Genomic DNA, 21,696 nt, shown 5'->3' with positions numbered 1-21,696 from the left:
CGAAAAGGAACCGACAGTGGCTGTAAAATCATCGATTTCCGATCTCGAGGCCCAGATCGAGAAGCTACGCGAACGCAAACGATTGTTAATAGTTAAATCGGCCGAGCGTTTTGCCCGCGCCGCGACGAAATCCGGCTTGGCGGAGATGGAGATTGCCGATGAGGAGGTCGACCGGATCATCGAGGAGATCGCTGCGCGATTTCGCAAAGGGGAAAAGAAAGGTGCCGCTGGCCCCGCTCCTCAAACGCGTCGACCAACAGATGGCGGCGCTGGAGCGCAGGGGCAGGTTCCAAATGACGGCTGAGCGCAAGCGCGACGCGCGCGAGAAGTTCTTGCTTGGCGGGATCGTTGTCAAAGCAGGGTTATCGAAGGCGGATCGGGCATTTCTGCTTGGCGGCCTCATGGAAATGGCAAGGCTCGTTCCCGGCTCCGCCGAGCATCGGCGCCTGCGCGATATCGGCGAAGAGGCTTTCAAGACCCCTTCGCTCACCAACGTTTCATCGCATCTCAAGGAGAAGGTGAGATGGGCATAAGAGGAAAAACGCATCCGAGCCTGTTGCTTGTTTTGGCGCCGATCGCCGTCACCACGATCACAATCTACATTGTTGGCTGGCGGTGGTCGGAGCTCGCCGCCGGCATGTCGGGAAAGATGGAATATTGGTTCCTGCGGGCAGCGCCTGTGCCGCCCCTACTATTCGGACCTCTTGCTGGACTTCTGACCGTGTGGGCCCTGCCGCTGCATCGGCGAAGGCCGGTCGCCATGGCAAGTCTTTTGTGTTTTCTCGGCGTAGCCGCCTTCTATGCGCTGCGCGAATTCAGCCGGCTTGCACCGACAGTGCAGGCTCGGGTCGTTCCGTGGGATCGAGCGCTGTCCTATCTTGATATGGTCGCAATCGCCGCCACCATCGCCGGCTTCCTGGCAGTGGCGGTGTCCGCCCGTATCTCCATCGTCGTGCCGGACGAGATCAAGCGTGCCCGGCGCGGGATCTTCGGAGATGCCGATTGGCTGCCCATGGCGGCGGCAGGAAAACTGTTTCCGCCGGATGGGGAAATCGTCGTCGGCGAGCGCTATCGGGTCGACAAGGAAATCGTCCATGAGCTCCCCTTCGATGCAAACGATCGTAGCACATGGGGACAGGGCGGGAAGGCGCCGTTGCTCACCTATAAACAGGACTTCGATTCCACCCATATGCTGTTCTTCGCGGGATCGGGCGGCTACAAGACCACCAGCAACGTCGTGCCGACAGCGCTCAGATATACCGGGCCTATGATCTGTCTCGATCCTTCCATTGAGGTTGCACCCATGGTCGTCGAGCACCGCACCAATGCGCTCGGGCGCGAGGTCATGGTGCTCGATCCCACAAACCCAACCATGGGCTTCAACGTGCTCGACGGAATCGAAAGGTCGAGCCAAAAGGAGGAGGATATTGTTGGCATCGCGCATATGCTGCTGTCGGAAAGTGCGCGCTTCGAATCCTCGACCGGCTCCTATTTCCAGAGCCAGGCGCACAATCTCCTCACTGGGCTGCTGGCGCATGTCATGCTGTCACCGGAATATGCCGGGCGTCGGAATCTACGGAGCTTGCGGGAGATCGTTTCCGAGCCAGAGCCTTCGGTGCTCGCCATGCTGCGCGACATCCAGGAAAACTCGCAATCGGACTTCATCCGCGAAACGCTCGGCGTCTTCACCAACATGACCGAGCAGACCTTTAGCGGCGTTTATTCCACGGCGTCGAAGGATACGCAGTGGCTCTCGCTCGACAATTATGCCGCCCTGGTTTGCGGCAAAGTCTTCAAGCCGAGCGATATCGTCAGCGGTAGGAAAGACGTCTTCCTGAACATCCCGGCGTCCATTTTGCGCTCTTACCCGGGAATCGGCCGGGTGATCATCGGTTCGTTGATCAATGCGATGATGCAGGCCGACGGCGCCTTCCGCCGCCGGGCGCTGTTCATGCTCGATGAGGTCGATCTTCTTGGCTACATGCGCGTATTGGAGGAAGCGCGAGACCGGGGCCGCAAGTATGGAATATCGATGATGCTGATGTACCAATCGGTCGGCCAGCTGGAACGGCACTTCGGAAAGGACGGAGCAACCTCGTGGATCGAGGGCTGCGCCTTCGCGAGCTATGCAGCGGTCAAGGCGATCGACACCGCCCGCACCGTCTCGGCCCAATGCGGCGAGATGACGGTCGAGGTGAAAGGCAGTTCGCGCAACCTCGGTTGGGACAGCCGGAACGGCGGCACGCGCAAATCCGAGAGCGTCAGTTTCCAACGTCGGCCGCTGATCATGCCGCATGAAATCACCCAATCGATGCGCAAGGACGAGCAGATCATTATCGTGCAGGGTCAGAGTCCGATCCGCTGTGGGCGGGCGATCTACTTCCGACGCAAAGAGATGGATGGGGTTGCCAAAGCGAACCGCTTCGTCAAGCCCGTGACGTGACGTGACGGTCGACGCCGTGCCTTATTCTCGCCGAAACTTTATTGATCCCGCCGGCGATAGCGCTCGAAGGGATCCACCGCGCCCGGCGGAGTGATCCAATCTACGAAAAGAAGCCTCCGTCAGAACGGAGGTTCGGCGTCGATGCGGCCGTCCTGCTCGGCCCAGATCACCTCGCGTTCAGCTAGCGCCAGCTCGAGCTCGCTCTCGATCTGGCGGCGCTCGGCAGGATCGGCATTCCGCAGCTCGGCGCCTAGCAACTCGATAATTTCGTCGATGCAAGTGGTCATTGTCGTCTCCTTGACGTTGTGAAAGGCGACGCCCGCGGTCATGACGGGATGGAGGGGTCAAGGATTGCGAAGCAACCGGCGGAGCCGGCGAGTGGGGGAGATGGAGTATTCGGCCTGCGCCCAGCCAGCGGCTATGCTGCACGCTGCAACGCTCACCAACCCATCTCAGGAGATATGCACATGCAGTATTTTGCCGGCCTCGATATTTCCGTGAAAGAGACATCCGTTTGCATTGTGGATGCGGAGGGCAGGATCGTTCGGGAGACAAAGGTGCCCAGTCACCCCGAAGATCTTTTACGTGTTCTGTCGGAGAGCGGCCATCAGTACAGACGCATTGGTCTCGAAGCTGGTCCCTTGTCTCAATGGCTCTACAGTGCGCTCGCTGAGGCGAATCTTCCCGTTTTCTGCATCGAGGCAAGGCACACACGGGCCTTCCTGACAGCGCAGATCAACAAGACTGATCGGAACGACGCCCGCGGGATCGCCCAGATGATGCGCGTCAACATCTTTCGCCCGGTCCATGTGAAAACGATCACAAGCCAAAAGCAGCGTGCCCTGCTCAGAGCCCGGAAGATGCTTCAGTCCAAGGCTATGGACATAGAGAATGACTTGAGGGGAATTCTCCGAAATTTTGGCCTCAAGGTCGGCATCGTAAGCACGTTGAACTTCGAGCAGAGAATACGCGAACTGATAGATGATGACGAAGAGCTGCTCGCCATTGTAAAGCCGCTGCTGGCGGCCAGGCGCGAGATCCGCTCGCAATTCAACATTCTTCATCGTCAGCTTCTGGCAATTGCGAAGAACGATGGGATTTGCCGCAGGCTTATGACGGTGCCGGGCGTGGGAGCTGTCGTCGCGCTCGCCTATCGCAGCGCCATCGATGTCCCTGCTCGCTTTCAGAACTCAAAAGCCGTCGGCGCGTTCGTCGGGCTGACGCCAGCATCTCATCAATCGGGAGAGAAAAGCCGGGTCGGCAAGGTATCGTGCAGTGGCGATACCATGGTGCGAACGCTTCTGTACGAAGCGGCCGTTACGCTTCTGACTCGAGGTCAGAAATGGTCATGGCTGAGAGCATGGGGCATGCGGATCGCAAAAAGTAGAGGCGTCAACAAAGCCTTTGTTGCCATCGCTCGGCGCCTGGCTGTGATCATGCACCGCATGTGGCAGGACCAGACCGACTTTCGCTGGGCCAAAGAGGAACGCGCTGCAACAACTTGAATCACCGCTTGAGAGCATCAACGCAAGAAATCGGAATTCCGCGTAGCGCGGAGTGAAATCGTCCGCAGGACGAAGGATAAGATGAGAACGGAAAATCGGTAGTGCCGGCACCCAACTGGATGCCAGGACGCGAAAGGAGATAGTTCCATCTTGTTCCTAAATCCATCATGAGAGGGTCACGGTGCCGATCTCGAAGAGAAGCAAGGGCCTGCGGTCGAAATCGCCAAGCTATGTGGACATTGGAGAAGCTGCGCCCAGAAAAAGATGCTTGAAATCAACGGCCGAATAGAGAAGCCGATTTTGTCGGAGCGCAGGCAACCGGAGCGGAGGCAAAATGGGGGGAACCGCTCGTCCTTGAGGCCTTCATTTCGCCATGACACCCTCGGACGGACTGAGCAGACCTTCCCTCTCCGTATGGCACCAGAAAAGCCGGCAGCGGGTTCGATGCCCGTTGCCGGCTTGATTTTCTAGGAGAGGCCGACCCCCGGGCGGGGGGCCGGCCGGCAGTGTCAGGCCGGGCTGTTCCAGAGGATGACCTTCTTGCCGGGATCACCGCCAGGGGCCTGGGCAACGTTGCCGAAGATCACGCCGATCTCGGGCGCTTCCAGTTTCACCGAGAGGTATTCTTCGCCGGTCTGGCGAGCGATCCGGTTCCAAGCCGCCCCGATTTCGAAGCCGGTCTTGCGGTGGATGATGCGGTAGTCGGGTGCTTCCTCGCTCGTCTTGCTGGCGTTCGGGACGATAGCGATCGGCGCGTTCACCCGGATCGTGGCGAAGATGCCTTCGAGGCTGCCGTCGGTCTTGGCGGTAAGGGTTGCGATCGTGGTGGCCATGGTATGTCTCCTTCGGTTGCTCGGGACCATTCCCGATGGCGCCCGAAGAAGGGGCCGAGCCGCAGGCGTCACCGAAGCGCCAGCGCAGGGGAACCCCTTGCGGGTTGACGTTGATGGCGGCCGGGCCATTAGAAAGGCGACTTAAAGAACGGGAATGGTCCTGAACCGCGACCGTTGGGAAACAGCTATCCGTGGCTATCCGATCGGATCCGATGCTAGGAACCTCTGCCCCTGATATCTGGCGCGATCCCACTAATATGTCTGTGTCTGTCTCCGCGGACCTGCCGTACGCATGATTACCAGTTGCTCTCCTGCGACGTCACTTCTACCGACGACCGCCGCTGGCGGCGGGCATGGTCGAAGAGACAGCCGAGCAGCAAGATGCATCACCGATGTGAATCGATCCGCCATGACCGATTCAGGAAACTCGTTGGACGGCGAACTCCTGAACTCGCATGATCCGATCATGGATGCACAACCCGACATCACCCTGCTCTACCGGATCGATCCGTGTCGGAATATGGCGCGCTTCTATCGTCTGTCGATCCAGCCGACATTGTTCGGAGGCAGTTCTCTCTTACGAAATTGGGGCCGGATTGGAACCGAAGGCCGGCTGAAGGTGGAACTGTTCGATACGCCCGGACAAGCTGCTGCTGCCTGTGAACATGCGGCCGGCCGCAAACTGCTCCGCGGCTATTGGCACGCGAGCGCGTCGCGCAGCGCACAAGGGATCGTTACGCCGGCAGGCGCGAAGGCTGCTTTTGCAGGCTCCGTTGAGCCGGCAAGGCCGGCGGAATAGAGCCTGGTGGCCGGCCGGATGCGCTCACATCCTGCTCATGCTTGAGACGATTGCCGCAGATCTATTGCTAAGACGGGGCCGGCGAAGTCGAGGCGTCCGAACAGGTTAGGAACGCTTTCCCCAGACTACCTGCCCGATCACGAGATGGTCGAACGGATCGCGATGTAGAACAGAAGCTTTCGGAGTTCGAGCAGATGTAGCCGGGCGACGCCCTAAGGGCAGCCGACCTCCCGTGGCGACACTCCATCGGAAACGATGGCAAGGAACGGCAGCCCGTTGAATATGTCTCAATTGAGATTCATAATTGCGTCAACGTCGACATCGGGAGAAACGGCAATGGCCGCACATACATTCGTGCTGCACATCCGGGTAGACGACAAGCTCAAGGCCGACGCCACCGAAACACTTGCCAATTTGGGATTGTCCATCTCGGACGCCGTGCGGATCTTCCTTACCCGCGTCGCCAAGGAGGGTGGCTTGCCAGCCGGCCTGACGAGCTGCCCGGAAGCCCACGACGAATGGTTTCGTGCCAAGGTGCGTGAGGTTCTGGCCGATACTCGACCAGGCGTGCCGCATCGGCAGGTCATTGACGCGGCACAAGCATTAATCGACAGGAAGCGCCGTGCTCGAGCTTGAATGATTGGAAACAGCTCGAGCCGATCTACTGGCGATTATCGACTACATCTCTGACGACAATTCCGACGCTGCAGTAAGCATCGAGACCAAAGCCGCGAAGCTCAGATCACCGGCGTCTTTGCTGCCGTCGCAGCGTTCGGCAGGCGAAGCCCTCGTGCGAAATTGGGGCCGGATCGGGACATGGGCAGCTGAAGGTGGAACTTTTCGATACGACGCAGCGCCGCACCCTCCGCGCAACGTGTCGTCGCGCCCCAAGGCACGAAGCCTGCTTTTGCAGGTTTCGCGGAGCCGGCAATGCCTGGGGAATAGCGCCCAATCGGGCCAGGCCGGATGCGTCCACGTCCGGCCGCCGCTTGAGGCGATTACTTCACGATGAGCGGCGGCCGGTCGAGTGCTTAGATCATTGCCAGTGCACGGAGCCTGTCTGCCCGAGCCCCCAACCGTTCATCTGTCGTGCTTTCGCGCTCACGACAACAACCAGTTCTCGATCCGCAACCGTTCGTAGACGGAAAAGTCCCGCACATTGTTGGTCACAAGGATCGCGTCAATCGAGAGCGCATGAGCGGCTATCAATTTGTCCAGATGATCTTTTTTCCGTTCGCGCGTGGCAAATCTGACTGGCCCATAGGACCGCCCCGCATTGGCATCGAAGGGCGCAACTGGGATCGCTTCTATAAGGAATTCCAGGTTTGCCCGCTCCTTTTCCGCGTTCATCGAGGCGAAGACTCCAAATTCAAGTTCCGCAAATGTAATGGCCGACATGACGACGTCGCCGACACGGCATTGAGCAAAACGGCGTGCGACCTGCGGCGGCTGCTCCTTCATCAGGTAGATGCACATATTGGTGTCGAGCATATAAAGCGGCATCAAAGCGTATCCCGCTCGGCCTGCTCCTGATCGCCGCGTCCCTCCGCCATGAACGAGCGGTCAAACCTTGCGAAACGCGACAGCACGCCTTCCAGGGATGGTTTCAGCGGGCGGATTCGAAGCTCGTCACCAATCCGCTCGATTTCAAGATCCATCTCGGTCTGACTGTAAGCCAGATCCGCGGGAATGCGCACTGCCTGCGAATTGCCGTTTTTGAATACCTTCGTCGTGTGCATGGCATCCTCCTTCCTTGATGTACATCATCCGTGTGTACATAGTGCATTCGACGCCGCGATACAATACGCCATTGATGAGATCTCGAAAACCAGGTTGCAAAGCCAGCTGTCGTTGCGCGGCAGCTGGCTGTTTTCGATGGTCAAGCAATGCGTCAGTCGCCTTCACTTGCCTGCCAGACGGGGATGCCGAGCCGACGCGCCTTGTCAGCCAGATTGCCGGTGATCCCCGAACCGGGAAAGATGATGACACCGGCCGGCATGACTGAAAGCATCTCGTCGTTGCGGCGGAACGGGGCAGCCTTGGCATGCTTCGTCCAGTTCGGTTTGAAGGAGATCTGCGTCACCTTGCGGGCTTCGGCCCAGCAGGCGGCAATGCGCTCAGCGCCTTTTGGAGATGCGCCGTGCAGGAGGACCATATCGGGATGCTTGGCATGGGCCTGATCGAGCTTTGCCCAGATCCGTTCATGGTCGTTATAGTCCATGCCGCCGGAGAAGGCGATCTTGGTGCCGGCCGGGATCAGGACCTCGGTTTCGGCGCGCCGGCGGGCGGAGAGGAAATCTCTGGAGTCGATCATCGCCGCCGTCATGTGGGCATGGCTGACTTTGGAACCGGTGCGCGGGCGCCAGGAGGAGCCGGTCTGGGCTTCGAACATGTCGGAGGAATAATCGCGCATGAACTCGAAGGCATTGCGCCGCTCCAACAGCGTGATGCCCTCAGCGACGCGGCGCTCGAGTTCGACGCTTTTCACCTCCGAACCATCCTGCTCGCGCTGACCGGTCCGTTGCGCTTCTTCATTGCGGTCGAGCTCACGCTGGATGCGCTCGCCGGCGCGGTGGAAGAGATTGGGGATCGACCAGAGGAGATCCTCGAGATCCGGTTCGAGCCGCGTATCGCCGAGCATTTCGAAGAGGGCGTCGAAAATCGCGGTGAGCGCCGACTGGACGACCGGCTCCTCGGGCAGCGGCCGCGGATCGGGCTCGTCCTGGAAGGGACGGTGGCCATGGAGCTGCATCTCATAGATGAAGCGGTCCGTCGGGGAAGAAGCGTGGTGGGGTTCGAAGCCATCTTCGCGAAAAGAGGAAAGGTCCATGATGATCTCCATACGGTATGGCCGCGCCTCTCGCGGCCTGACGGCGATCCCCTTCACGTGGGAGACGGGCCGGAACCGCAAGCGCAGCGCAGCGGCCCAGCGAAGCGCCGGGCGGCGGAAGGAAGGTTTCTTGGCCCGCGAGGAGCGCCGGCCAGCCGGCGCGGGGAAGAAACCTGACTGACCCGCTGAAGGCCCGCCGCCCGCGTGGTAAGGGTCGCCTCTCGGCAGGCCCGCGGGCGCGCCCATCAGAACGGGAACATCGCGGACCAGCCTCCCCGCCAGGCAATCGATCCCTCCCCAGCAACCTTTCCCCGGAAGCATCACGCCGGCAGAAACGCAACCGCGTCCTCAGGCACCAGCTGTTCCCGCAGCCGCGCTGTCAGCCGGTCGGGTCCGAGCCAGCGCAGATCCTCGTTAAAATCGCCGAGTTCGGGGGCAAGCACCAGCGGCAGGATCCCGAGCGCCTGCGCCCGTCGGCTCAAACCCTCAATCCCGTGCCGGCCGGCTGCGTCGGCATCGCCGGCAATATAGAGGCGCCGACATCCGAGCGGGAGCTGGAATGCAGCGAGATGGTTGGCCGTCAGTGCCGCCACCATCGGCATGCCGGGCATGACAGCGACAAGCGACAGCATGGTTTCGAGACCTTCGCCGGCCGCCATGAGCGGGATGGGAGCCGAGGTCGGGAAACCGAAACGCACGGCATTGCCGAGAAGACCGCCGAGCGCACGGCGGGGATCCTCGACCTTGGCCTTGCCGTCGCCTTCAGGATCGAGCCAGGTGCGATGTACGCCGGTGATCGCGCCGGCGGGATCGGTCACCGCCACGATCAGCGCCGGGTAGCCGGTCGCGCGGCCGGTCACCAGATCCCGGTAGTAGCAGGAAGGATGGAAGCGAAGCGCGGTATGCTCGGATGCCCGCAGAATCCCGCGTTTGCGCAGATAGCTGTCGGCAAGCGTGCCCGCCAGCGGCTGCGTCATGCGAAACAGACGCCGCGCCCGTTCGGCCACCGGTCGATCGACTGATGCATGGCCGCCGGCGCCGCCCCTTTGGGACGACGCCGGTTCGGGTTGGGGAAGGCTGAGAAAGTGCCTTGCCTCCTCGGCAATGTCACGAAAATCCACGAGCCCGCAGGTCTCCCGCACGAGATCGAGCAGATCACCGTATTGGCCTGTCGCCGCGTCCGTCCACCGGCCGGCGCGCGGTCCGGTCAGATGGACATAGAGCGACCGGCCCTTGTTGTTTTCGACATCGCCGACGATCCAATAATTGCCGGCGCGCCGGCCGGCCGAGAGATAATGGCGGCAGACCGCTTCCGCATCTCGCGCAAGACGGCCCGCCAGTTCCGAGGCGGATAACATGAGATCGCCTCCGTCACGAACGGCTGGCGATATCGATCAGCCGATGGCGCTGCATCAGGCGCGCAAGGATCGCCGGGCCTGCCTCGCTCGTCGGAATGAAGAAACGGACCTTCCAGGCAATCATCTCCGAGAACAGGCCGGCCGCCTTCAGCCAGCTGCGCATGCAATCGGAGAAACCGGCGAGCGCGGCAGCGCCTGCGGCCGGGGAAGAGATCACGTTCATGGGAAAGCCTGTCGAGAGCGAGGAAAGGACCGGCCCGCGCCGGCGCTCTCCAATCCCGCCAGGCCAACTCTTCCCGGCCCCTCTTTCCCTCTGTCACCATCCCAACAGCTGACGGTCTGCAAGGCCGGCAGCAGACAGTTGGAATACGGCTCCGCAATTTCGCGGCGACCAGATTTCGACCCGATGACTCCTAATTATCATGCCGTTGAATCCTAATTATCATGATCGGCAGTGCCGAGATTCCAGAGTTGGGAGCGGAGGCCTGCTGGGAAGATTTGCCTTTGCACGCGCGCGTCGATGTTGAACTCGCTGCCGCAGGAATGCCCTTGCGATGGCGGTTGCGCCGTTAAGCGACGACCGTTGAGGGAATAATGAGCCTGCCCGGTGAGCGACATGAGGCAATGCGTGCACGTGCGACAGATAGAACCGAACAAAAAAGTTATGGCAAACGTGCTTTATACTAACGATTTTAACCTAGTATAATCCACCGCACCTATGCTACGCCTTCCGGTACGGCTTGATCAGCCTTTGCGGGCAAGCGAGGGAAATGTGCGACAGTTTTTGATCGGCAGGCAGGCGCTAGATGAAAGCTCCCCAGACTTTCAGTTGTATCTCGAACGCGCCTACGAACAGAAACTCAGGCCGCTATGTCCGTGCAGGGAAGCACCCGTGCCAATGTATATCGCCCGGATGGATGGCCAATTCCTGATCAAACGGATGCCGCTTTCAGGACGAGATCACGATCCCGGCTGCCCATCCTACGAACCGCCCTATGAACTAACCGGCCTCGGACCTTTGATCGGGAATGCCATCCAGATCGACGCTGCGACGGGCGCGGTTATGCTGAAACTCGATTTCTCGCTGTCGAAACGAGGGAACCGATCGGCTTCTACAATGCCCTCGGAACTGTCGGAAACGGTACGAACAGATCCCAAAAAGCTGTCACTCAAGGCGGTACTCCATTATCTCTGGGAGACAGGGGAACTGACGGAATGGACGTCGCTCTGGGCCGGGAGACGCGGCTGGGGTCGCGTCCGCAGCAGCCTGTTGAACGCAGCGCGACAAATGATCGTCCGCGGCGGCCCTCTGAGTGACATCCTGTTTATCCCGGAGGTGTTTCACCAGGAGGACAAAGAAGGGATCTCCGCCAGGCGCGCGGCAATGTTGGCCGGCGCCCACACAACTGGTCTCGGTCCGCGCAAACTGATGATGACGGTCGCCGAGGTGAAGGAGTTTTCCTCGGCACGCGATGGCCAGAAGATAGTCGTGCGCCACCTGCCCTTCCCCTTTATGCTCGACGAGGGTGCGTGGAAGCGGCTGAACTCCCGTTATAAAGCCGAGCTGGAACTGTGGCGATCCAGCGAGAATTTCCATCTCATCGTCATCGCCACGTTCGGTATTTCGGGAACGGGGATCGCTTCGGTGGAGGAAGTGGCGATGATGGTAGTCAACGAGAACTGGATTCCGTTCGAAAATATCCATGAACAGCGTCTCCTGGAGCGGCTCTCCGGCCTGAAGTGCAGGAGCGTGAAAGGACTGCGGTTTGATCTCTCCCGCGACCAGCCGATTGCCGCCGTGACGTTACCGGAGGCAAAGCCAGCGCCTGCCGCTATGTTCATCGTTCCGACGAAGGCCGACCAAGACTATGAGGTTGCATTGAATGAGATGATTGCCGCGAGAGCCGAGATGACGCCGTGGATCTGGCGCGTGGCCGAAGGCGAAATGCCGCGACTCCCATGATCAGCATCAGTGTTCTTGGTCCGGCTGCGCAGATGACCGGAGGACATCGCGCGGACGATCTCAACTGCGTGAAGCGCTCGCCGGTTCAAATTGGCCAGCCAGTGAACTCCTCGCCATTCTGCATAGCTGCACTGCACAATAAATGTTTTACCAAGCGGTTAAAATATGAGCATATTGTCACCAGCTGATGCAGTTGATGGTTTTCCTCCCAGTGCCATCGTGTCAGCTGTTCCCCTCTGGAGGTTTTTGACCTTCACACCTTAAAGGGCCCTGGTTTTCCAGCGGCCCTATTTTTCTGTGTCGTCGGCAAAGCAAAGCCCCCCGCAGGAAAGCACAATCGCGAATAGGGAATGGGTTCACTCAGAATAGTGACCTGCTGCCGTTGTCATCGCCTCAGCGGCGCCTCGATAGTAGATCTCGCTCACCCGAAACCGACCGTCGATCCGCTTGCATTGGACGATGATGTCGACCGCGATCGCCAGCATCTCGCGGATGTCGTGCCGTTCGAGGTCCCCGCCGCCCTCCGACTCCTTGACCAGCAATGTCAGTTGTTCGAAAGCGAGGCGTGCGGAATCGGCGTGGACCGTGGTGATCGAGCCGGGATGGCCGGAGTTGACGTTGCGAATGTAGTAGAAGGCCGTCCCGTCTCGCAACTCCTGCAGCAGGATGCGGTCGGGCCGCATGCGCAGGCAGGATTCGAGCAGGTCCTTGGCACCGACTTTGGCGAGCCCCTGCCCTCCCTTGGAATAGAAGAGACGAACATGGTTCGGCTGCGGGACCACCAGTTCCGGTGTGTCCTCGATGGAAATGATCCGCTCGCTTTGCGGAATATAGCGGATTAGGGCTTTCGATAGCGTTGTCTTTCCCGACCCGGTAGCGCCGGAGATGATGATGTTCTTCCTTGCAAACACCGCCTCCCGTAGAAACGCCTTGTAGGCGCCGATCCGATAATATTCCAACAGCCTATGGTCCGTTCGGCTGCCGTCGCCTTCGGCCGGCGCGACATCGGCGAACAATCCCCCATGATCGAGATCCTCGAGGGTCAACGACACGGAGGATGGCTTGCGAATGGTAATGCTGACGGTTCCCTTCGTCGTTGCCGGCGGGATGACGATCTGAATCCGCTCATCGTCAGGCAAGGTCGCCGACAGGAGCGGCCGCGTCTCATCGATCGATTGGTTGGAGAAGCTTGCGACCGCGCGGGCGAGACGCATCAGCCTGTCGTAGGACAGCTCCGGCACGTCGCGCGTTTGCCATCCCTCCCTGCCCTCCGTGACAACCTGCCCCGGCCAGTTGACGATGACCTCATAGAGCGTCTTGTCGCGCAGGAAGCGGGCGAGCGGCAACAGCAGTTCCCGCACGACGCCGGAGTCGGCAGCTTCAGTCATCGGCGAACCTATTTCGTGACGAGCTTTGAGGAGGGGCTGAAATCACCAAGCACCGCGCGGTCGTAGACTCGATTGCGGGGCTCGGTCACGCGAAGCCGGTAAACGCTCGAGAAATCGAGGTCGCGGGCGACGAAGATCGAGACCAGTTCGCCCTGATGTTTCATGAGGGTCGGCGGAATGTTGATCGATTGCTCGACGGCGATCGCCGCAGCCTGCTGACCGGCGCTGGTGGTATTTTGCGCGTCGACATCGCTGTCCTGCAGCCGGCTGCTGGCATAAGAGCTGGCATCGCCGACGATCGACAGGAGCATTGCGCTGCCGAACCGTTCCCACCAATGGGTGTCGACATAGCCGTCGACGCCGGCCCGGCCGAGGGCATCGGTTGCCGGCGACGCCAAAGTGATGATCACGCCTTTCGGCGTCTTCGCGCGATTCCAGAGAACGAACAGGCGCTTCTGTCCGCGGCGAAGACCGCCGCGATATTCGCCGACGACCTGCGTGCCTTTTTCCATCAACACGACGCGGCCGTTATCGGACAGGATGTCCCGGTTGATGACGCAGCTCGTGAACCCCGGCTGATCGGAGGAGAGCGCCGTCTCGAGAACGCAAGGAATGGACGTTCCCATCGCCACGATGAAATCGCGGTTACCAAGTGTGCCGGCACGCGATCCCTGCAGCTGTGTCGGCATCAGCAAGCGGTTGAAACGCTGGTCCTCGTTTTCGCCCTGCGAGGCGAAGCCACCAGTATTGGCGCCGAGCGGCACGTAGTTCGAAGCCTGATCCGTCGCCGCATCTTGATCCTGCCGCCGCGGCGCCGGCGATTTCTCGCCGCCATAGGCGATGACCGGGGCACGGCGGGCAGCGTCGAGCAGCTTGCCGTCGTCGGTCGGCGCTTGTTCTGTGACGGCGGGTGTCGGCAGTTGAACCTGCGGAAGAGGCGCTACAGGCTGGACCGGTTCCTTGGCAGGCTCGAAATCCGTCGTCTGGCGGATGACCACCCGCTCGGGCTGGGCGCCATCCGAGGGTTTATCCTGCCCTCGCATCGACCAGAGCGCGAAGGCGACAAAGACGACGATCGCCAGTGCGACGGCGCCGCGTTTGAGGATCGGGTTGTTGTCGAGCCTTCCACCGGCCGACGTCTCGGCGCGTTCGCCCGGGATCTGGGTAATCTCTTCCTCGGCCATATCAACTCCTATCGCGCTGTGTCGGGCGGCACCTTGACGACGCGCTCGACCGACGGTGACGTCGTGTTGGTCTCGGGATTGATGCCGACGCGATCATAAGCTTCATTGAAGACGCAGAGGACGTCGCCGCCCCGGCGAAGAATGAACTTCCGGCTGATTGCGTGAACGAGGACGAGATTGCCATCGATGGATTTGGGGACCAGGCTCTCGGTGCCGTCGGAGTTTTCGATGTAGATCGCTGGCATTTCCTGGTTTCCGACGAAGGCGAAGGTCGTGACCTTGCCGTTGTCATAAACGGCTTGCGGCTCCAGCGCCTGGGATCCCTGCGCCGAGTAGCGCCAGTTGCGCGGTCCGTAGGCTTCGTGAAGGGCAAGCACGCGATCGGCCTCGCCGGCCTGCACCGCCTGCGTACGTGCAGCCGCTTCCTGCCGGCGCCGCTCGGCTTCATCCGTGGGGTAGCGGTATTTCACATAGAAATAAGTGTTCTGCCCGGCTTCGACGCTGCCGTCGCGGACGGTGAGTTCCATCTGATAGCTGCGGGTCGATCCGTCCCGTCGTGTCGTCACGACGGAGATATTCGTCACCGGCTGGTTTTCCCTGGGCTTCAGGAACAGGATGTTGCCGGCGGGCGCCACTTCCCACGCAACGCTGTTGCCGAGAGCGACATGCGCAATTTCCTCGTCGGCGGCGAATTCGATCTGCACCGAAGACCGCAGCGTGCCGACGACTTTGGTGATGTTGTAGGGTTGGTAATCAACGAAACGGATGCGGCTATCCTGCGCCGCGCCGCGGGGCGTTTCGAGGGCGAGCGCCGGCAAAGAAATGGTGCCGGCCAGGATAAGCGGAAGGAGAATGTGCGGTCTCAATTGATGGCCTCCGGATCGGCGCGATATTCGCTGACGACGAAGCCGAGCGGATTGATCAGCCGATCGGTCGAGGACATCGGGGCGTTGGCATAAGAAAAGGTCAGGGTCGCAACCCAATGCGTGGTGCGCACCTCGTCACCACCGGTCACGGTTCTGATATAGCGGACGGATGCCACATTGGCGTTGATCAGCGAGATGGAAACGATGTTGATCCGCGAGGTCGCGCTGCGGCCATAAATGTTCTGCGGCGAATCCGGATTGCTGCCGCGGTAGAGCGCTGCAAACCGCGTCTGCTCGGGCTGCGTCGACAGCAAGGCGACGGTGCGAAAATTCTCCTCGCCCTCGCTCCAGACGTAACCTTCGCGGGCGCGAATATATTTGGCGGCAAAATATTTGGTGACGGCCTCGTCGTAGGTGCCGGCCGTCGATGTCAACGCCGAGACGACATCGACGATGCCGGTGGAATTATCGACCCGCACGACGAAGGGTTCGACGGTTTTCAGAGGGGTAAGGCCGGCGACTGCAAATACGGAGACGGCAGCAAGGGTGCCGGCACAAATGGCGACGAACCAGGCAATGCGGGCGGAACGCTCGACTTGGATCATGCGGTCCTGATCGAACCGGCGGGCCTTGTCGAAATAACTCTTCAAATTATGTGTGGTCACCATATCACTTGCCCTCGCATGGACGGTAGGAGCCCGCGACATCGAAATGTGCGAAGGCGGCCGACATAGCAGCGGGCGGATCCTGCACATAGGCGGCGGCGTGAATGGTCGGCTCCGCGGGAACAGCGCCGGTCGTCGGCTGCTTTGTTGCCCCATTATCTCGGTCTTGCCACTGCCACATCGAGCGGTTCAACTGCCGGCGGGAATAACCATCACATTTGGGCAGAGGGTGGGAAATCGAGCCGCAGCCTACGAGGCCAGCGGTCAGCAAAAGCGATAAAACGATACGGATCATTCGGAAATAACCTGTCCAATTGTCTTGAGCGTTGTGGCCGTCATTCACTCCGGCCCGGAGTCATGCGACGGCCGACGGAACGCGCTCCACGGCCGACCGCTCTGGCCGTGTGGGATGTCGCCCAGGCGAGCGTGCTTTCATGTGCATCACGAGCAGCGCCATAGCCGTAGGTGAGCGACGCCCCGCCCGCCGCAAGTGCGGAAGCGATGCCGGGCAGCTGATAGAAGACGTAAAGGGCGGCAAGGCAGATGGCGCAGAGCGCGATCGGGCGCATCAGCACGTCGCTATAGCCTTCGATCGCCGTAAACGTCGTATCGATGCAGGTGATCAGCAGCGATCCGATGGCAACGACCAAGACCTGCAGGATGACGAAATTGACAAGCTGGCCGATCCAGGATTCGGTGAAACGGCGGGTCGATTGGAACATAGCGAGCGCGATGAAGATCGGGCCGATCGCCAGGACGATGGCTAGCGCCAGCCGTGCATAGAGCGAAACGATGTAGCCGATCGCTGCCACGATGAAACTGGCACCAATGACCATCATGCCGCCGATGCCGGTGACGATATCGACCGGCCAGGAGGCACGGGACCATATCTCGTAAGCGCATTTCTGGCCCTTATCGAGCAGACTGTCGAAGGTCGATGCGCTCGGCGCCGCGCCGGAGTTCAGCGCCTGCGAAATCTCCTTTGGCAGCGCGTCGAAAAAGATATTGGTGACGTAGGTCTGATAGTCGCCGGCATTCCTGACGAGCATGACGATGATGGCGAGCTTCATCGCCCGGAAGGCGAATTCGAGGATCGGTTCCTGCACGGAGCCGCGCAGAACGAGGTAGCCATAGAGCACGACATAGAGCGTAAGCGCCGCCGTCAGCGGGCCGCTGACCCAGCTGGCGATATTCGATGTACCGGAGGAAATGAAGTTTTCCAACGGTGTCTTGAACTGCCCATCGACGAAGCTGAAGACCTGATACATCGCTCAGCCCCCGAGCGACTTGCGCATGCGCTCCAGCCGCAACTTGCTGTCCGCGGCCTCGGCATTGCGGCAATTGGGCATGTCGCGGAGTTCGCCGGGATTGTTGCGGCATTCCCCGATGATTTTTGCGAGCAGAGCATCGTTGGCCGCAAGTTCATCGACGGTGTAAACCCTATCGGCCTGCGGGGAACAGGCCGCCAGGAGAAGCATGGCAGCGCCAGAAAGAAACCGCTCATTTGAGCGTCGCTCCCATCGTGTCCATGCGCTTGCGCCAGTCTTCGGCCTTGCGCTGGTCGTCGACCTGCACCTGGGCCTGCTGGACCATCTGCAGGCCCTGAATGCGCAGGACGTCAGTCTGCAGGAAGGCGGTCTCGGCCTGCAGACGCGCTTGAAGATCGGCGATGTCCTTGGCGTCGACCGCGCTTGAGATCTTCTCGCGAAGCTCATCGATGCCATCGATACGCTTGGTGGCGGCATCGTAGATCTGCTGGCCGAGGCTCATCTGCCCGGCGTTCTGGTTCTGGATGCGCGACAACTCCTGCGCATAGAAATCGTCGGCATCGGTGCGATAGCTGGAGTTGTCCTGAAGGAATTTCGAGGCGGAACTGCCGAAGACGCCGCTGCCAGACCCTTTGAACAGCCCCTCGATCGCGTTGAAATCCTGCGGCAGCGCCTTGCGGATCGACGGATCGTTCAGCAGGTTGGCGACATCAGCCATGTTGGTGATCTTGTTCAGCGATCCGTAGAGCTGTTGGGCCTGCTGCAGCTGCTGGTTCAAGGTGTCGAGCTGGGACTTGAGCTGCGTGATGCTCTCAATCTGCTTGGCGATCGAGGTCTGATCGATGACCGGGATACCCTGGGCATAGGTCAGCACCGCTGAAGCCACAAAGGCGGCCGATGCAAGCAACGGCCTCAATCTGCCTGTATGGATCATGCTGTCCTCCTTTTCTGGTGAAACACGGCAAGCCAGTCCTCCGGTCCCTCGCCGATCTCAGATCGGATCGTGTCGGCCAGTTCCACATTGGCCGCCCGGCCGGAGAGGATGGCGAGCTCGTCGTCGAAACCGTTGAGGTTCAGTTCGGCGACAACACTGTTGTGCCCTTGTTTGACGATGAACCGGCGGCTCTCGACGGACAGCTCGCGCGAGACGAGCTCGAATTCGCGCTCGGTCAGCTTGAATCCGTCGACATAGTCGGCCCCGTCGCCGCGTGGGTTCGGGAGGAAGATCTGCGTCGGGCACTGTTCGATGATCGTATGAGCGATCGGCGAGACGATAGCGTCGCGCGGGCTCTGGGTCGCAAAGAGCATCAGGCCGTTCTGCTTGCGGATCGTCTTGAGCTTGTTCTGGGCGAGATCGCGGAAACCTTCGTCCTGCAGCGCCTTCCAGAACTCGTCGATGACGATGATGATGCGGCGGCCATCGATCAGTTGCTCGATGCGATAGAACAGGTAGGCCATCAACGGCGTGCGGATTTCCTCGTTGTCGAGGAAATCGGTCATGTCGTAACCGATGAACTTGGCGCCGATGCCGATATCGTCGGCCTGATTGTCGAAGACCCAGCCAAGTGGCCCGCCCCTCTCCCACCGTCGGAGACGTGCAGCAATGCCCTCGGGATCGGTATTGTTGAGGAAGGTGCGCAGGGCGCCGATGGAGCGACGCTCCACCGGCAGGTCCGCCACCCCGTCGACCGCCAAGGCGATGTCGCGCAACTCGGTGATCGATAGTTCGCCGGATGCGGATCCGACCAGCCTGGCGATCCACCCGGTGAGGAATACCTTGTTTTCCGCAGTAAGTTCCAGGGCTTTCAACGGCGCGCAGCCGGTGGCAACGCCATTCTTCAGCGGCAGATAGGTGCCGCCGGCCGCGCGTACGAAAAGATCGGCGCCGCGGTCCTTGTCGAAGAAAACCATATGCGGATCATGCTTTTCGAGCTGAGACAGCATGAAGTTCAACAGCACCGTCTTGCCGGCACCCGACGGGCCGCAGACGAAGGTGTTGCCGAGATCGCCGTGATGGAAATTGAAATAGAAGGGCGAGCCGGACGCGGTCTTGAGCATGGCGACCGCCGGTCCCCATTCATTGCCGTCCTTCTGGCCGGTGGGATAGGAATGATAGGGAGCAAGGGCTGCGAAGTTGCGGGAGGTGATTGCCCCTGAGCGCGCCCGATAGCGAAAATTGCCCGGCAGTTGCGCCCACCAGGCCGCCTCGAGCCCAAGATCCTCGCGGGCGACGACCGCGCCGCCGCTGGTGAGATAGGCGCGGGCCTTCGCCATGTGGTCGACCAGTTCCTTGACCGACGGGGCGAAGACGGCAAGCGCCAGATGATGTTCCCCGAGAACGAAGCGATTGGATTCGAGATCGTCCATCGCCTCGCCGAGTTCGGCGATCTGCGAGGCCGCCTTGTCGCCGGCGCTCACCATCTGGTTCTGCTTGCGGCCCATGATCGTGCGGGCATCGGCCTTTGAGGCGAAAGCGAAGGATTGCGTCAGGATGAGTTCGAAAGGTGCCGTCAGAATGCCGTCGAGCATGCCGCTGCGCGTGGTGGCCGGATATTCCTTGAAGCCGAACATGCCGGCATAGCGGCTGTCAGCCTCGTGACGGATCTCGACGGTTTCGCGCCCGAAAATGACCCGGTCGGAATAGATCGCCGAGGAAATCCGTCCCTCCGTCAACGGGATCGGCTCCCGCCGGCCGCCGACGATCTGGTGAAGAACTTCGCTCGGCTCGGAGAACAGGATGCCGTCCTGCTCATGAAGGGTCAGCAGCCGCGGCTCGAAGCGCTGCAGGCCGGCGACAACGTCCGCCACGCGGTCGCGCAGATGCTTCAGGGCATGCTCGTCGAGTTCGATGCCCGATCGGCGCGCCTTGCGCAGCTGGGAGAGAAGGTTGGCCGCCTTTTTGGCAGGATCCCGGCCGGGGTGCCAGACGAGGTTGAGGTAGAGATCGTTGCGAAACAGGTCTTCGCGCACCATCCGCTCGCGATATCTGGCGTTCAGGTCGTGGGAGAAGGCATTGGCGAAGCGTCCCTCGGGATAGTCTTTGTCACGGCGGCGCACGACATGCGTCCAGAGCGCCAGCCGCTCGTCGGCGATATTGCGATAAAGCGTGTTCAGACTGCGGTGCAGGCCGTTGAGGTCCCTGATGTCTGATGTTTCGAAGGAAACACCGTCGAGCGCGATCATCGTCATCAACGCTCGGGAATCGAGCGCGATGGTCGTCTCGTCGACATGCCTGACATAGGGAATGAAGGTCTCCGGCCCGAGCTCGCGCGACCGGAGCGTCGCGAAATTAGCCAAGGCTCAAATCCCTTTCGTCGTAGCGCCGGGTGAGCGTCAGGGGCGAGAGCGTGGCGCCGCCCCAATAGGCGACGTTGCGGGAGCGGCCACGGGTTTCGACCCACGCGACCAGGATGCGGAACATGTTGTGGTCGTACTTGACGAGGGTGCGAAACAGGAAATGGAAAACGATCCCAACCAGCGCATAGGCAATCGATCCCGCGGTGATATAGAGGACAGTCGTCAGCATGATGTTGACGCCCATCGCCTCCATGGTCACGCCGGCAATCATCGCTGGGCGGGTGCAGGCGAGAAACAGCGTATCGTCTTCAAGGCTCGGAATGATCGTCATGACACGCTCAGCTGCCGACGATGGTGTTGACCAACTCGGTGGCGCCGAAAATCCCGCCGATCCCGATTATCCAGAAGCCGGCGCGCCTGAGGTCCATGTAACCGAACATCCAGGCGATGCAGATGATGATGACGGCGATGACCGCCAGCAGACGGGCGATATTGCCGGTCAGCATGTCGACGATGTTCTGCAGCACGGTTTCGATACCGGCAGCCTGGGCGAAGGCCGGTTCGACTAGGCAGGCGAGGATAGCAGTCGCCATGAGGATGGATGCGGCAAGGGGTCGAAGACTGGTTTTGGAGATCATTCGCTTTGCTCCGATCGATCATTCTGAAAAACGAGAACCGAGGATTGCCGCCTTGAGCTGAAAACATTCCAGGATGCGGCCGCGGCAGTTTGGGAGGATTGTTTCGCAAGCGCCGGCGGCGCCTCATCTTGCGGCTGCTTGCCAGGCCGAACCGGACCATCCGGCTCGCCAATGGCAAGGGAGGCAAGCATCGGCGATAGCCGCTTCGTTTCTCGGCGCACCTGCTCGTCGTATTTGATCATGGCGCCGAGGGATGGATCATCACGACCGTAGTAGGACTGGAGCATCACCGTCTCGGCCTGAGCCGGATCGTTCCCCGCGCGCAAAGCGACGCGATAATATCCGTCAAGAAGCGTGGCTGTGGCCTTGAGGTTCAGGCAGGGATCGAAGGCGTCGGCGACAGAGAGCTTCAGTTTCTGAAGCTGCTCGATCCCGATACCGCCAAGGCCGATCTGGATATCCTGATGATCGGCGATCAGAGACGTGGCGACCTCGATCGCCTCCGCCTTCGATGCGGGTTGGGCGGCAAGCGGCGGGCCGCTGTTGATGCGAATGGCAAACGGCTGAAACCGGCTCTCAAGGCTTATGATGCCTGCAAGCGTCTCAACCTGCACTATCGGCGCGCAGGTTTGCGCAATGTCAACGAATGCCGCGGCCAT

The 21,696-nt window shown here is 60.6% G+C and carries 28 protein-coding genes and 1 pseudogene; 10 read left to right on the top strand and 19 right to left on the bottom strand.

Features of this window, described 5'->3' with window-relative positions; translation table 11 throughout:
• The first annotated feature begins 16 nt into the window (after positions 1–16).
• The 3 genes from NE852_RS26660 to traG are packed head-to-tail and all read left to right on the top strand — an operon-like array spanning position 17 to position 2,443.
• Positions 17–304: a TraC family protein gene (locus NE852_RS26660; RefSeq protein ID WP_258156967.1), complete on the top strand. Its 288-nt coding sequence runs from the start codon at positions 17–19 to the stop codon at positions 302–304.
• Positions 294–533, top strand: coding sequence for a conjugal transfer protein TraD (locus tag NE852_RS26655; protein WP_258156952.1), 240 nt, complete (start codon positions 294–296; stop codon positions 531–533). The genes NE852_RS26660 and NE852_RS26655 overlap by 11 nt, the downstream gene beginning before the upstream one ends.
• Entirely contained in the window at positions 524–2,443 is a 1,920-nt protein-coding gene (traG, locus tag NE852_RS26650) for a Ti-type conjugative transfer system protein TraG (protein ID WP_258156951.1), read from the top strand. The genes NE852_RS26655 and traG overlap by 10 nt, the downstream gene beginning before the upstream one ends.
• Positions 2,444–2,562: 119 nt before the next feature.
• Here traG and NE852_RS26645 read toward each other — a convergent pair whose 3' ends face one another.
• A complete protein-coding gene (locus tag NE852_RS26645; protein ID WP_164841435.1) occupies positions 2,563–2,730 on the bottom strand; it encodes a hypothetical protein in 168 nt (55 codons plus the stop codon).
• 180 nt (positions 2,731–2,910) lie between these two features.
• Between NE852_RS26645 and NE852_RS26640 the strand changes: the two genes are divergently transcribed.
• Entirely contained in the window at positions 2,911–3,948 is a 1,038-nt protein-coding gene (locus NE852_RS26640) for an IS110 family transposase (RefSeq protein ID WP_008536016.1), read from the top strand.
• Positions 3,949–4,457: 509 nt separating this feature from the next.
• Here the strand turns inward: NE852_RS26640 and NE852_RS26635 are convergent.
• Entirely contained in the window at positions 4,458–4,781 is a 324-nt protein-coding gene (locus NE852_RS26635) for a DUF736 family protein (RefSeq protein WP_008530485.1), read from the bottom strand.
• Between the two features lie 430 nt (positions 4,782–5,211).
• Here NE852_RS26635 and NE852_RS26630 point away from each other — a divergent pair, with 430 nt between their 5' ends.
• The 3 genes and pseudogenes from NE852_RS26630 to NE852_RS32800 form a co-directional block, all read left to right on the top strand.
• Positions 5,212–5,580 (top strand): WGR domain-containing protein, encoded by a 369-nt coding sequence (locus NE852_RS26630; RefSeq protein ID WP_008530482.1) that lies wholly within the window; start codon positions 5,212–5,214, stop codon positions 5,578–5,580.
• 336 nt (positions 5,581–5,916) lie between these two features.
• Entirely contained in the window at positions 5,917–6,216 is a 300-nt protein-coding gene (locus NE852_RS26625; RefSeq protein ID WP_008530481.1) for a type II toxin-antitoxin system RelB/DinJ family antitoxin, read from the top strand.
• Positions 6,217–6,220: 4 nt separating this feature from the next.
• Positions 6,221–6,376 (top strand): annotated as a pseudogene (locus NE852_RS32800) (type II toxin-antitoxin system RelE/ParE family toxin); the annotation flags it as partial.
• Positions 6,377–6,681: 305 nt separating this feature from the next.
• Here the strand turns inward: NE852_RS32800 and NE852_RS26615 are convergent.
• The 3 genes from NE852_RS26615 to NE852_RS26605 all read right to left on the bottom strand — a co-directional run bounded on the left by NE852_RS26615 (position 6,682) and on the right by NE852_RS26605 (position 8,410).
• Positions 6,682–7,083 carry a type II toxin-antitoxin system VapC family toxin gene (locus NE852_RS26615; RefSeq protein ID WP_008530480.1) on the bottom strand — a complete coding sequence of 134 codons (402 nt, stop codon included), beginning with the start codon at positions 7,081–7,083 and terminating at the stop codon, positions 6,682–6,684.
• A complete protein-coding gene (locus NE852_RS26610) occupies positions 7,083–7,319 on the bottom strand; it encodes an antitoxin (protein WP_008530479.1) in 237 nt (78 codons plus the stop codon). The genes NE852_RS26615 and NE852_RS26610 overlap by 1 nt, the downstream gene beginning before the upstream one ends.
• Positions 7,320–7,471: 152 nt before the next feature.
• Entirely contained in the window at positions 7,472–8,410 is a 939-nt protein-coding gene (locus NE852_RS26605; RefSeq protein ID WP_008530478.1) for a DUF2493 domain-containing protein, read from the bottom strand.
• On the opposite strand from NE852_RS26605, the gene NE852_RS26600 reads away from it, so the two are divergent.
• A complete protein-coding gene (locus tag NE852_RS26600; RefSeq protein WP_008530475.1) occupies positions 8,409–8,591 on the top strand; it encodes a hypothetical protein in 183 nt (60 codons plus the stop codon). The two genes, NE852_RS26605 and NE852_RS26600, sit on opposite strands and share 2 nt — an antisense overlap.
• A 139-nt stretch (positions 8,592–8,730) precedes the next feature.
• On the opposite strand, the gene NE852_RS26595 is transcribed toward NE852_RS26600, so the two are convergent.
• Together NE852_RS26595 and NE852_RS26590 are read right to left on the bottom strand one after the other, a co-directional pair.
• Positions 8,731–9,768: a toprim domain-containing protein gene (locus tag NE852_RS26595; protein WP_008530473.1), complete on the bottom strand. Its 1,038-nt coding sequence runs from the start codon at positions 9,766–9,768 to the stop codon at positions 8,731–8,733.
• A gap of 13 nt (positions 9,769–9,781) precedes the next feature.
• Positions 9,782–9,991 carry a hypothetical protein gene (locus NE852_RS26590; protein ID WP_008530472.1) on the bottom strand — a complete coding sequence of 70 codons (210 nt, stop codon included), beginning with the start codon at positions 9,989–9,991 and terminating at the stop codon, positions 9,782–9,784.
• A gap of 549 nt (positions 9,992–10,540) precedes the next feature.
• On the opposite strand from NE852_RS26590, the gene NE852_RS26585 reads away from it, so the two are divergent.
• Together NE852_RS26585 and NE852_RS26580 are read left to right on the top strand one after the other, a co-directional pair.
• A complete protein-coding gene (locus NE852_RS26585) occupies positions 10,541–11,731 on the top strand; it encodes a DUF1173 domain-containing protein (protein ID WP_008530471.1) in 1,191 nt (396 codons plus the stop codon).
• Positions 11,728–11,919, top strand: coding sequence for a hypothetical protein (locus NE852_RS26580; RefSeq protein WP_128623583.1), 192 nt, complete (start codon positions 11,728–11,730; stop codon positions 11,917–11,919). The genes NE852_RS26585 and NE852_RS26580 overlap by 4 nt, the downstream gene beginning before the upstream one ends.
• 168 nt (positions 11,920–12,087) lie before the next feature.
• Here NE852_RS26580 and virB11 read toward each other — a convergent pair whose 3' ends face one another.
• Genes virB11 through NE852_RS26520 form a run of 12 tightly spaced genes read right to left on the bottom strand, consistent with a single transcriptional unit; the run spans position 12,088 to position 21,696 of the window.
• Entirely contained in the window at positions 12,088–13,119 is a 1,032-nt protein-coding gene (virB11, locus tag NE852_RS26575; RefSeq protein ID WP_258156950.1) for a P-type DNA transfer ATPase VirB11, read from the bottom strand.
• An 8-nt stretch (positions 13,120–13,127) separates the two neighbouring features.
• Positions 13,128–14,303, bottom strand: coding sequence for a type IV secretion system protein VirB10 (gene virB10, locus NE852_RS26570; protein WP_258156949.1), 1,176 nt, complete (start codon positions 14,301–14,303; stop codon positions 13,128–13,130).
• Between the two features lie 8 nt (positions 14,304–14,311).
• Positions 14,312–15,169 carry a P-type conjugative transfer protein VirB9 gene (gene virB9 / locus NE852_RS26565; RefSeq protein WP_008530467.1) on the bottom strand — a complete coding sequence of 286 codons (858 nt, stop codon included), beginning with the start codon at positions 15,167–15,169 and terminating at the stop codon, positions 14,312–14,314.
• The gene (locus NE852_RS26560; protein WP_008530466.1) at positions 15,166–15,837 is read right to left on the bottom strand and encodes a virB8 family protein; all 672 of its coding nucleotides are present in this window, start codon (positions 15,835–15,837) and stop codon (positions 15,166–15,168) included. The genes virB9 and NE852_RS26560 overlap by 4 nt, the downstream gene beginning before the upstream one ends.
• Position 15,838: 1 nt before the next feature.
• Positions 15,839–16,129, bottom strand: coding sequence for a hypothetical protein (locus tag NE852_RS26555; protein WP_008530464.1), 291 nt, complete (start codon positions 16,127–16,129; stop codon positions 15,839–15,841).
• A 40-nt stretch (positions 16,130–16,169) separates the two neighbouring features.
• Positions 16,170–17,102: a type IV secretion system protein gene (locus NE852_RS26550; RefSeq protein ID WP_008530462.1), complete on the bottom strand. Its 933-nt coding sequence runs from the start codon at positions 17,100–17,102 to the stop codon at positions 16,170–16,172.
• A 3-nt stretch (positions 17,103–17,105) separates the two neighbouring features.
• Positions 17,106–17,312: an EexN family lipoprotein gene (locus NE852_RS26545; protein WP_008530460.1), complete on the bottom strand. Its 207-nt coding sequence runs from the start codon at positions 17,310–17,312 to the stop codon at positions 17,106–17,108.
• Positions 17,313–17,334: 22 nt separating this feature from the next.
• Complete coding sequence (gene virB5, locus NE852_RS26540; protein WP_258156948.1) at positions 17,335–18,036, bottom strand: P-type DNA transfer protein VirB5; 702 nt, start codon at positions 18,034–18,036, stop codon at positions 17,335–17,337.
• Positions 18,033–20,399 (bottom strand): VirB4 family type IV secretion/conjugal transfer ATPase, encoded by a 2,367-nt coding sequence (locus NE852_RS26535; protein ID WP_258156947.1) that lies wholly within the window; start codon positions 20,397–20,399, stop codon positions 18,033–18,035. Before NE852_RS26535 ends, virB5 begins: the two co-directional genes overlap by 4 nt.
• Positions 20,392–20,730 (bottom strand): type IV secretion system protein VirB3, encoded by a 339-nt coding sequence (locus NE852_RS26530; protein WP_008530453.1) that lies wholly within the window; start codon positions 20,728–20,730, stop codon positions 20,392–20,394. The genes NE852_RS26535 and NE852_RS26530 overlap by 8 nt, the downstream gene beginning before the upstream one ends.
• Positions 20,731–20,737: 7 nt before the next feature.
• Positions 20,738–21,037, bottom strand: coding sequence for a TrbC/VirB2 family protein (locus NE852_RS26525; RefSeq protein WP_008530452.1), 300 nt, complete (start codon positions 21,035–21,037; stop codon positions 20,738–20,740).
• Positions 21,034–21,696 carry a transglycosylase SLT domain-containing protein gene (locus NE852_RS26520; RefSeq protein WP_258156946.1) on the bottom strand — a complete coding sequence of 221 codons (663 nt, stop codon included), beginning with the start codon at positions 21,694–21,696 and terminating at the stop codon, positions 21,034–21,036. Before NE852_RS26520 ends, NE852_RS26525 begins: the two co-directional genes overlap by 4 nt.

It is taken from the genome of Rhizobium sp. Pop5 (assembly GCF_024721175.1).
GTDB lineage: Bacteria > Pseudomonadota > Alphaproteobacteria > Rhizobiales > Rhizobiaceae > Rhizobium.
This window is presented reverse-complemented; position numbering and strand designations above follow the sequence as displayed.

Bases quoted from the DNA above. Each gene is read 5' to 3' on its own strand.
- NE852_RS26655 (WP_258156952.1), top strand. From the start codon at position 294: ATGACGGCTGAGCGCAAGCGCGACGCGCGCGAGAAGTTCTTGCTTGGC.
- traG (WP_258156951.1), top strand. From the start codon at position 524: ATGGGCATAAGAGGAAAAACGCATCCGAGCCTGTTGCTTGTTTTGGCG.
- NE852_RS26645 (WP_164841435.1), bottom strand. From the start codon at position 2,730: ATGACCACTTGCATCGACGAAATTATCGAGTTGCTAGGCGCCGAGCTG.
- NE852_RS26640 (WP_008536016.1), top strand. From the start codon at position 2,911: ATGCAGTATTTTGCCGGCCTCGATATTTCCGTGAAAGAGACATCCGTT.
- NE852_RS26635 (WP_008530485.1), bottom strand. From the start codon at position 4,781: ATGGCCACCACGATCGCAACCCTTACCGCCAAGACCGACGGCAGCCTC.
- NE852_RS26625 (WP_008530481.1), top strand. From the start codon at position 5,917: ATGGCCGCACATACATTCGTGCTGCACATCCGGGTAGACGACAAGCTC.
- NE852_RS26615 (WP_008530480.1), bottom strand. From the start codon at position 7,083: ATGCCGCTTTATATGCTCGACACCAATATGTGCATCTACCTGATGAAG.
- NE852_RS26610 (WP_008530479.1), bottom strand. From the start codon at position 7,319: ATGCACACGACGAAGGTATTCAAAAACGGCAATTCGCAGGCAGTGCGC.
- NE852_RS26600 (WP_008530475.1), top strand. From the start codon at position 8,409: ATGATGATCTCCATACGGTATGGCCGCGCCTCTCGCGGCCTGACGGCG.
- NE852_RS26605 (WP_008530478.1), bottom strand. From the start codon at position 8,410: ATGGACCTTTCCTCTTTTCGCGAAGATGGCTTCGAACCCCACCACGCT.
- NE852_RS26595 (WP_008530473.1), bottom strand. From the start codon at position 9,768: ATGTTATCCGCCTCGGAACTGGCGGGCCGTCTTGCGCGAGATGCGGAA.
- NE852_RS26590 (WP_008530472.1), bottom strand. From the start codon at position 9,991: ATGAACGTGATCTCTTCCCCGGCCGCAGGCGCTGCCGCGCTCGCCGGT.
- NE852_RS26580 (WP_128623583.1), top strand. From the start codon at position 11,728: ATGATCAGCATCAGTGTTCTTGGTCCGGCTGCGCAGATGACCGGAGGA.
- virB11 (WP_258156950.1), bottom strand. From the start codon at position 13,119: ATGACTGAAGCTGCCGACTCCGGCGTCGTGCGGGAACTGCTGTTGCCG.
- virB10 (WP_258156949.1), bottom strand. From the start codon at position 14,303: ATGGCCGAGGAAGAGATTACCCAGATCCCGGGCGAACGCGCCGAGACG.
- NE852_RS26560 (WP_008530466.1), bottom strand. From the start codon at position 15,837: ATGGTGACCACACATAATTTGAAGAGTTATTTCGACAAGGCCCGCCGG.
- NE852_RS26555 (WP_008530464.1), bottom strand. From the start codon at position 16,129: ATGATCCGTATCGTTTTATCGCTTTTGCTGACCGCTGGCCTCGTAGGC.
- NE852_RS26550 (WP_008530462.1), bottom strand. From the start codon at position 17,102: ATGTATCAGGTCTTCAGCTTCGTCGATGGGCAGTTCAAGACACCGTTG.
- NE852_RS26545 (WP_008530460.1), bottom strand. From the start codon at position 17,312: ATGCTTCTCCTGGCGGCCTGTTCCCCGCAGGCCGATAGGGTTTACACC.
- virB5 (WP_258156948.1), bottom strand. From the start codon at position 18,036: ATGATCCATACAGGCAGATTGAGGCCGTTGCTTGCATCGGCCGCCTTT.
- NE852_RS26530 (WP_008530453.1), bottom strand. From the start codon at position 20,730: ATGACGATCATTCCGAGCCTTGAAGACGATACGCTGTTTCTCGCCTGC.
- NE852_RS26525 (WP_008530452.1), bottom strand. From the start codon at position 21,037: ATGATCTCCAAAACCAGTCTTCGACCCCTTGCCGCATCCATCCTCATG.
- NE852_RS26520 (WP_258156946.1), bottom strand. From the start codon at position 21,696: ATGGCCGCGGCATTCGTTGACATTGCGCAAACCTGCGCGCCGATAGTG.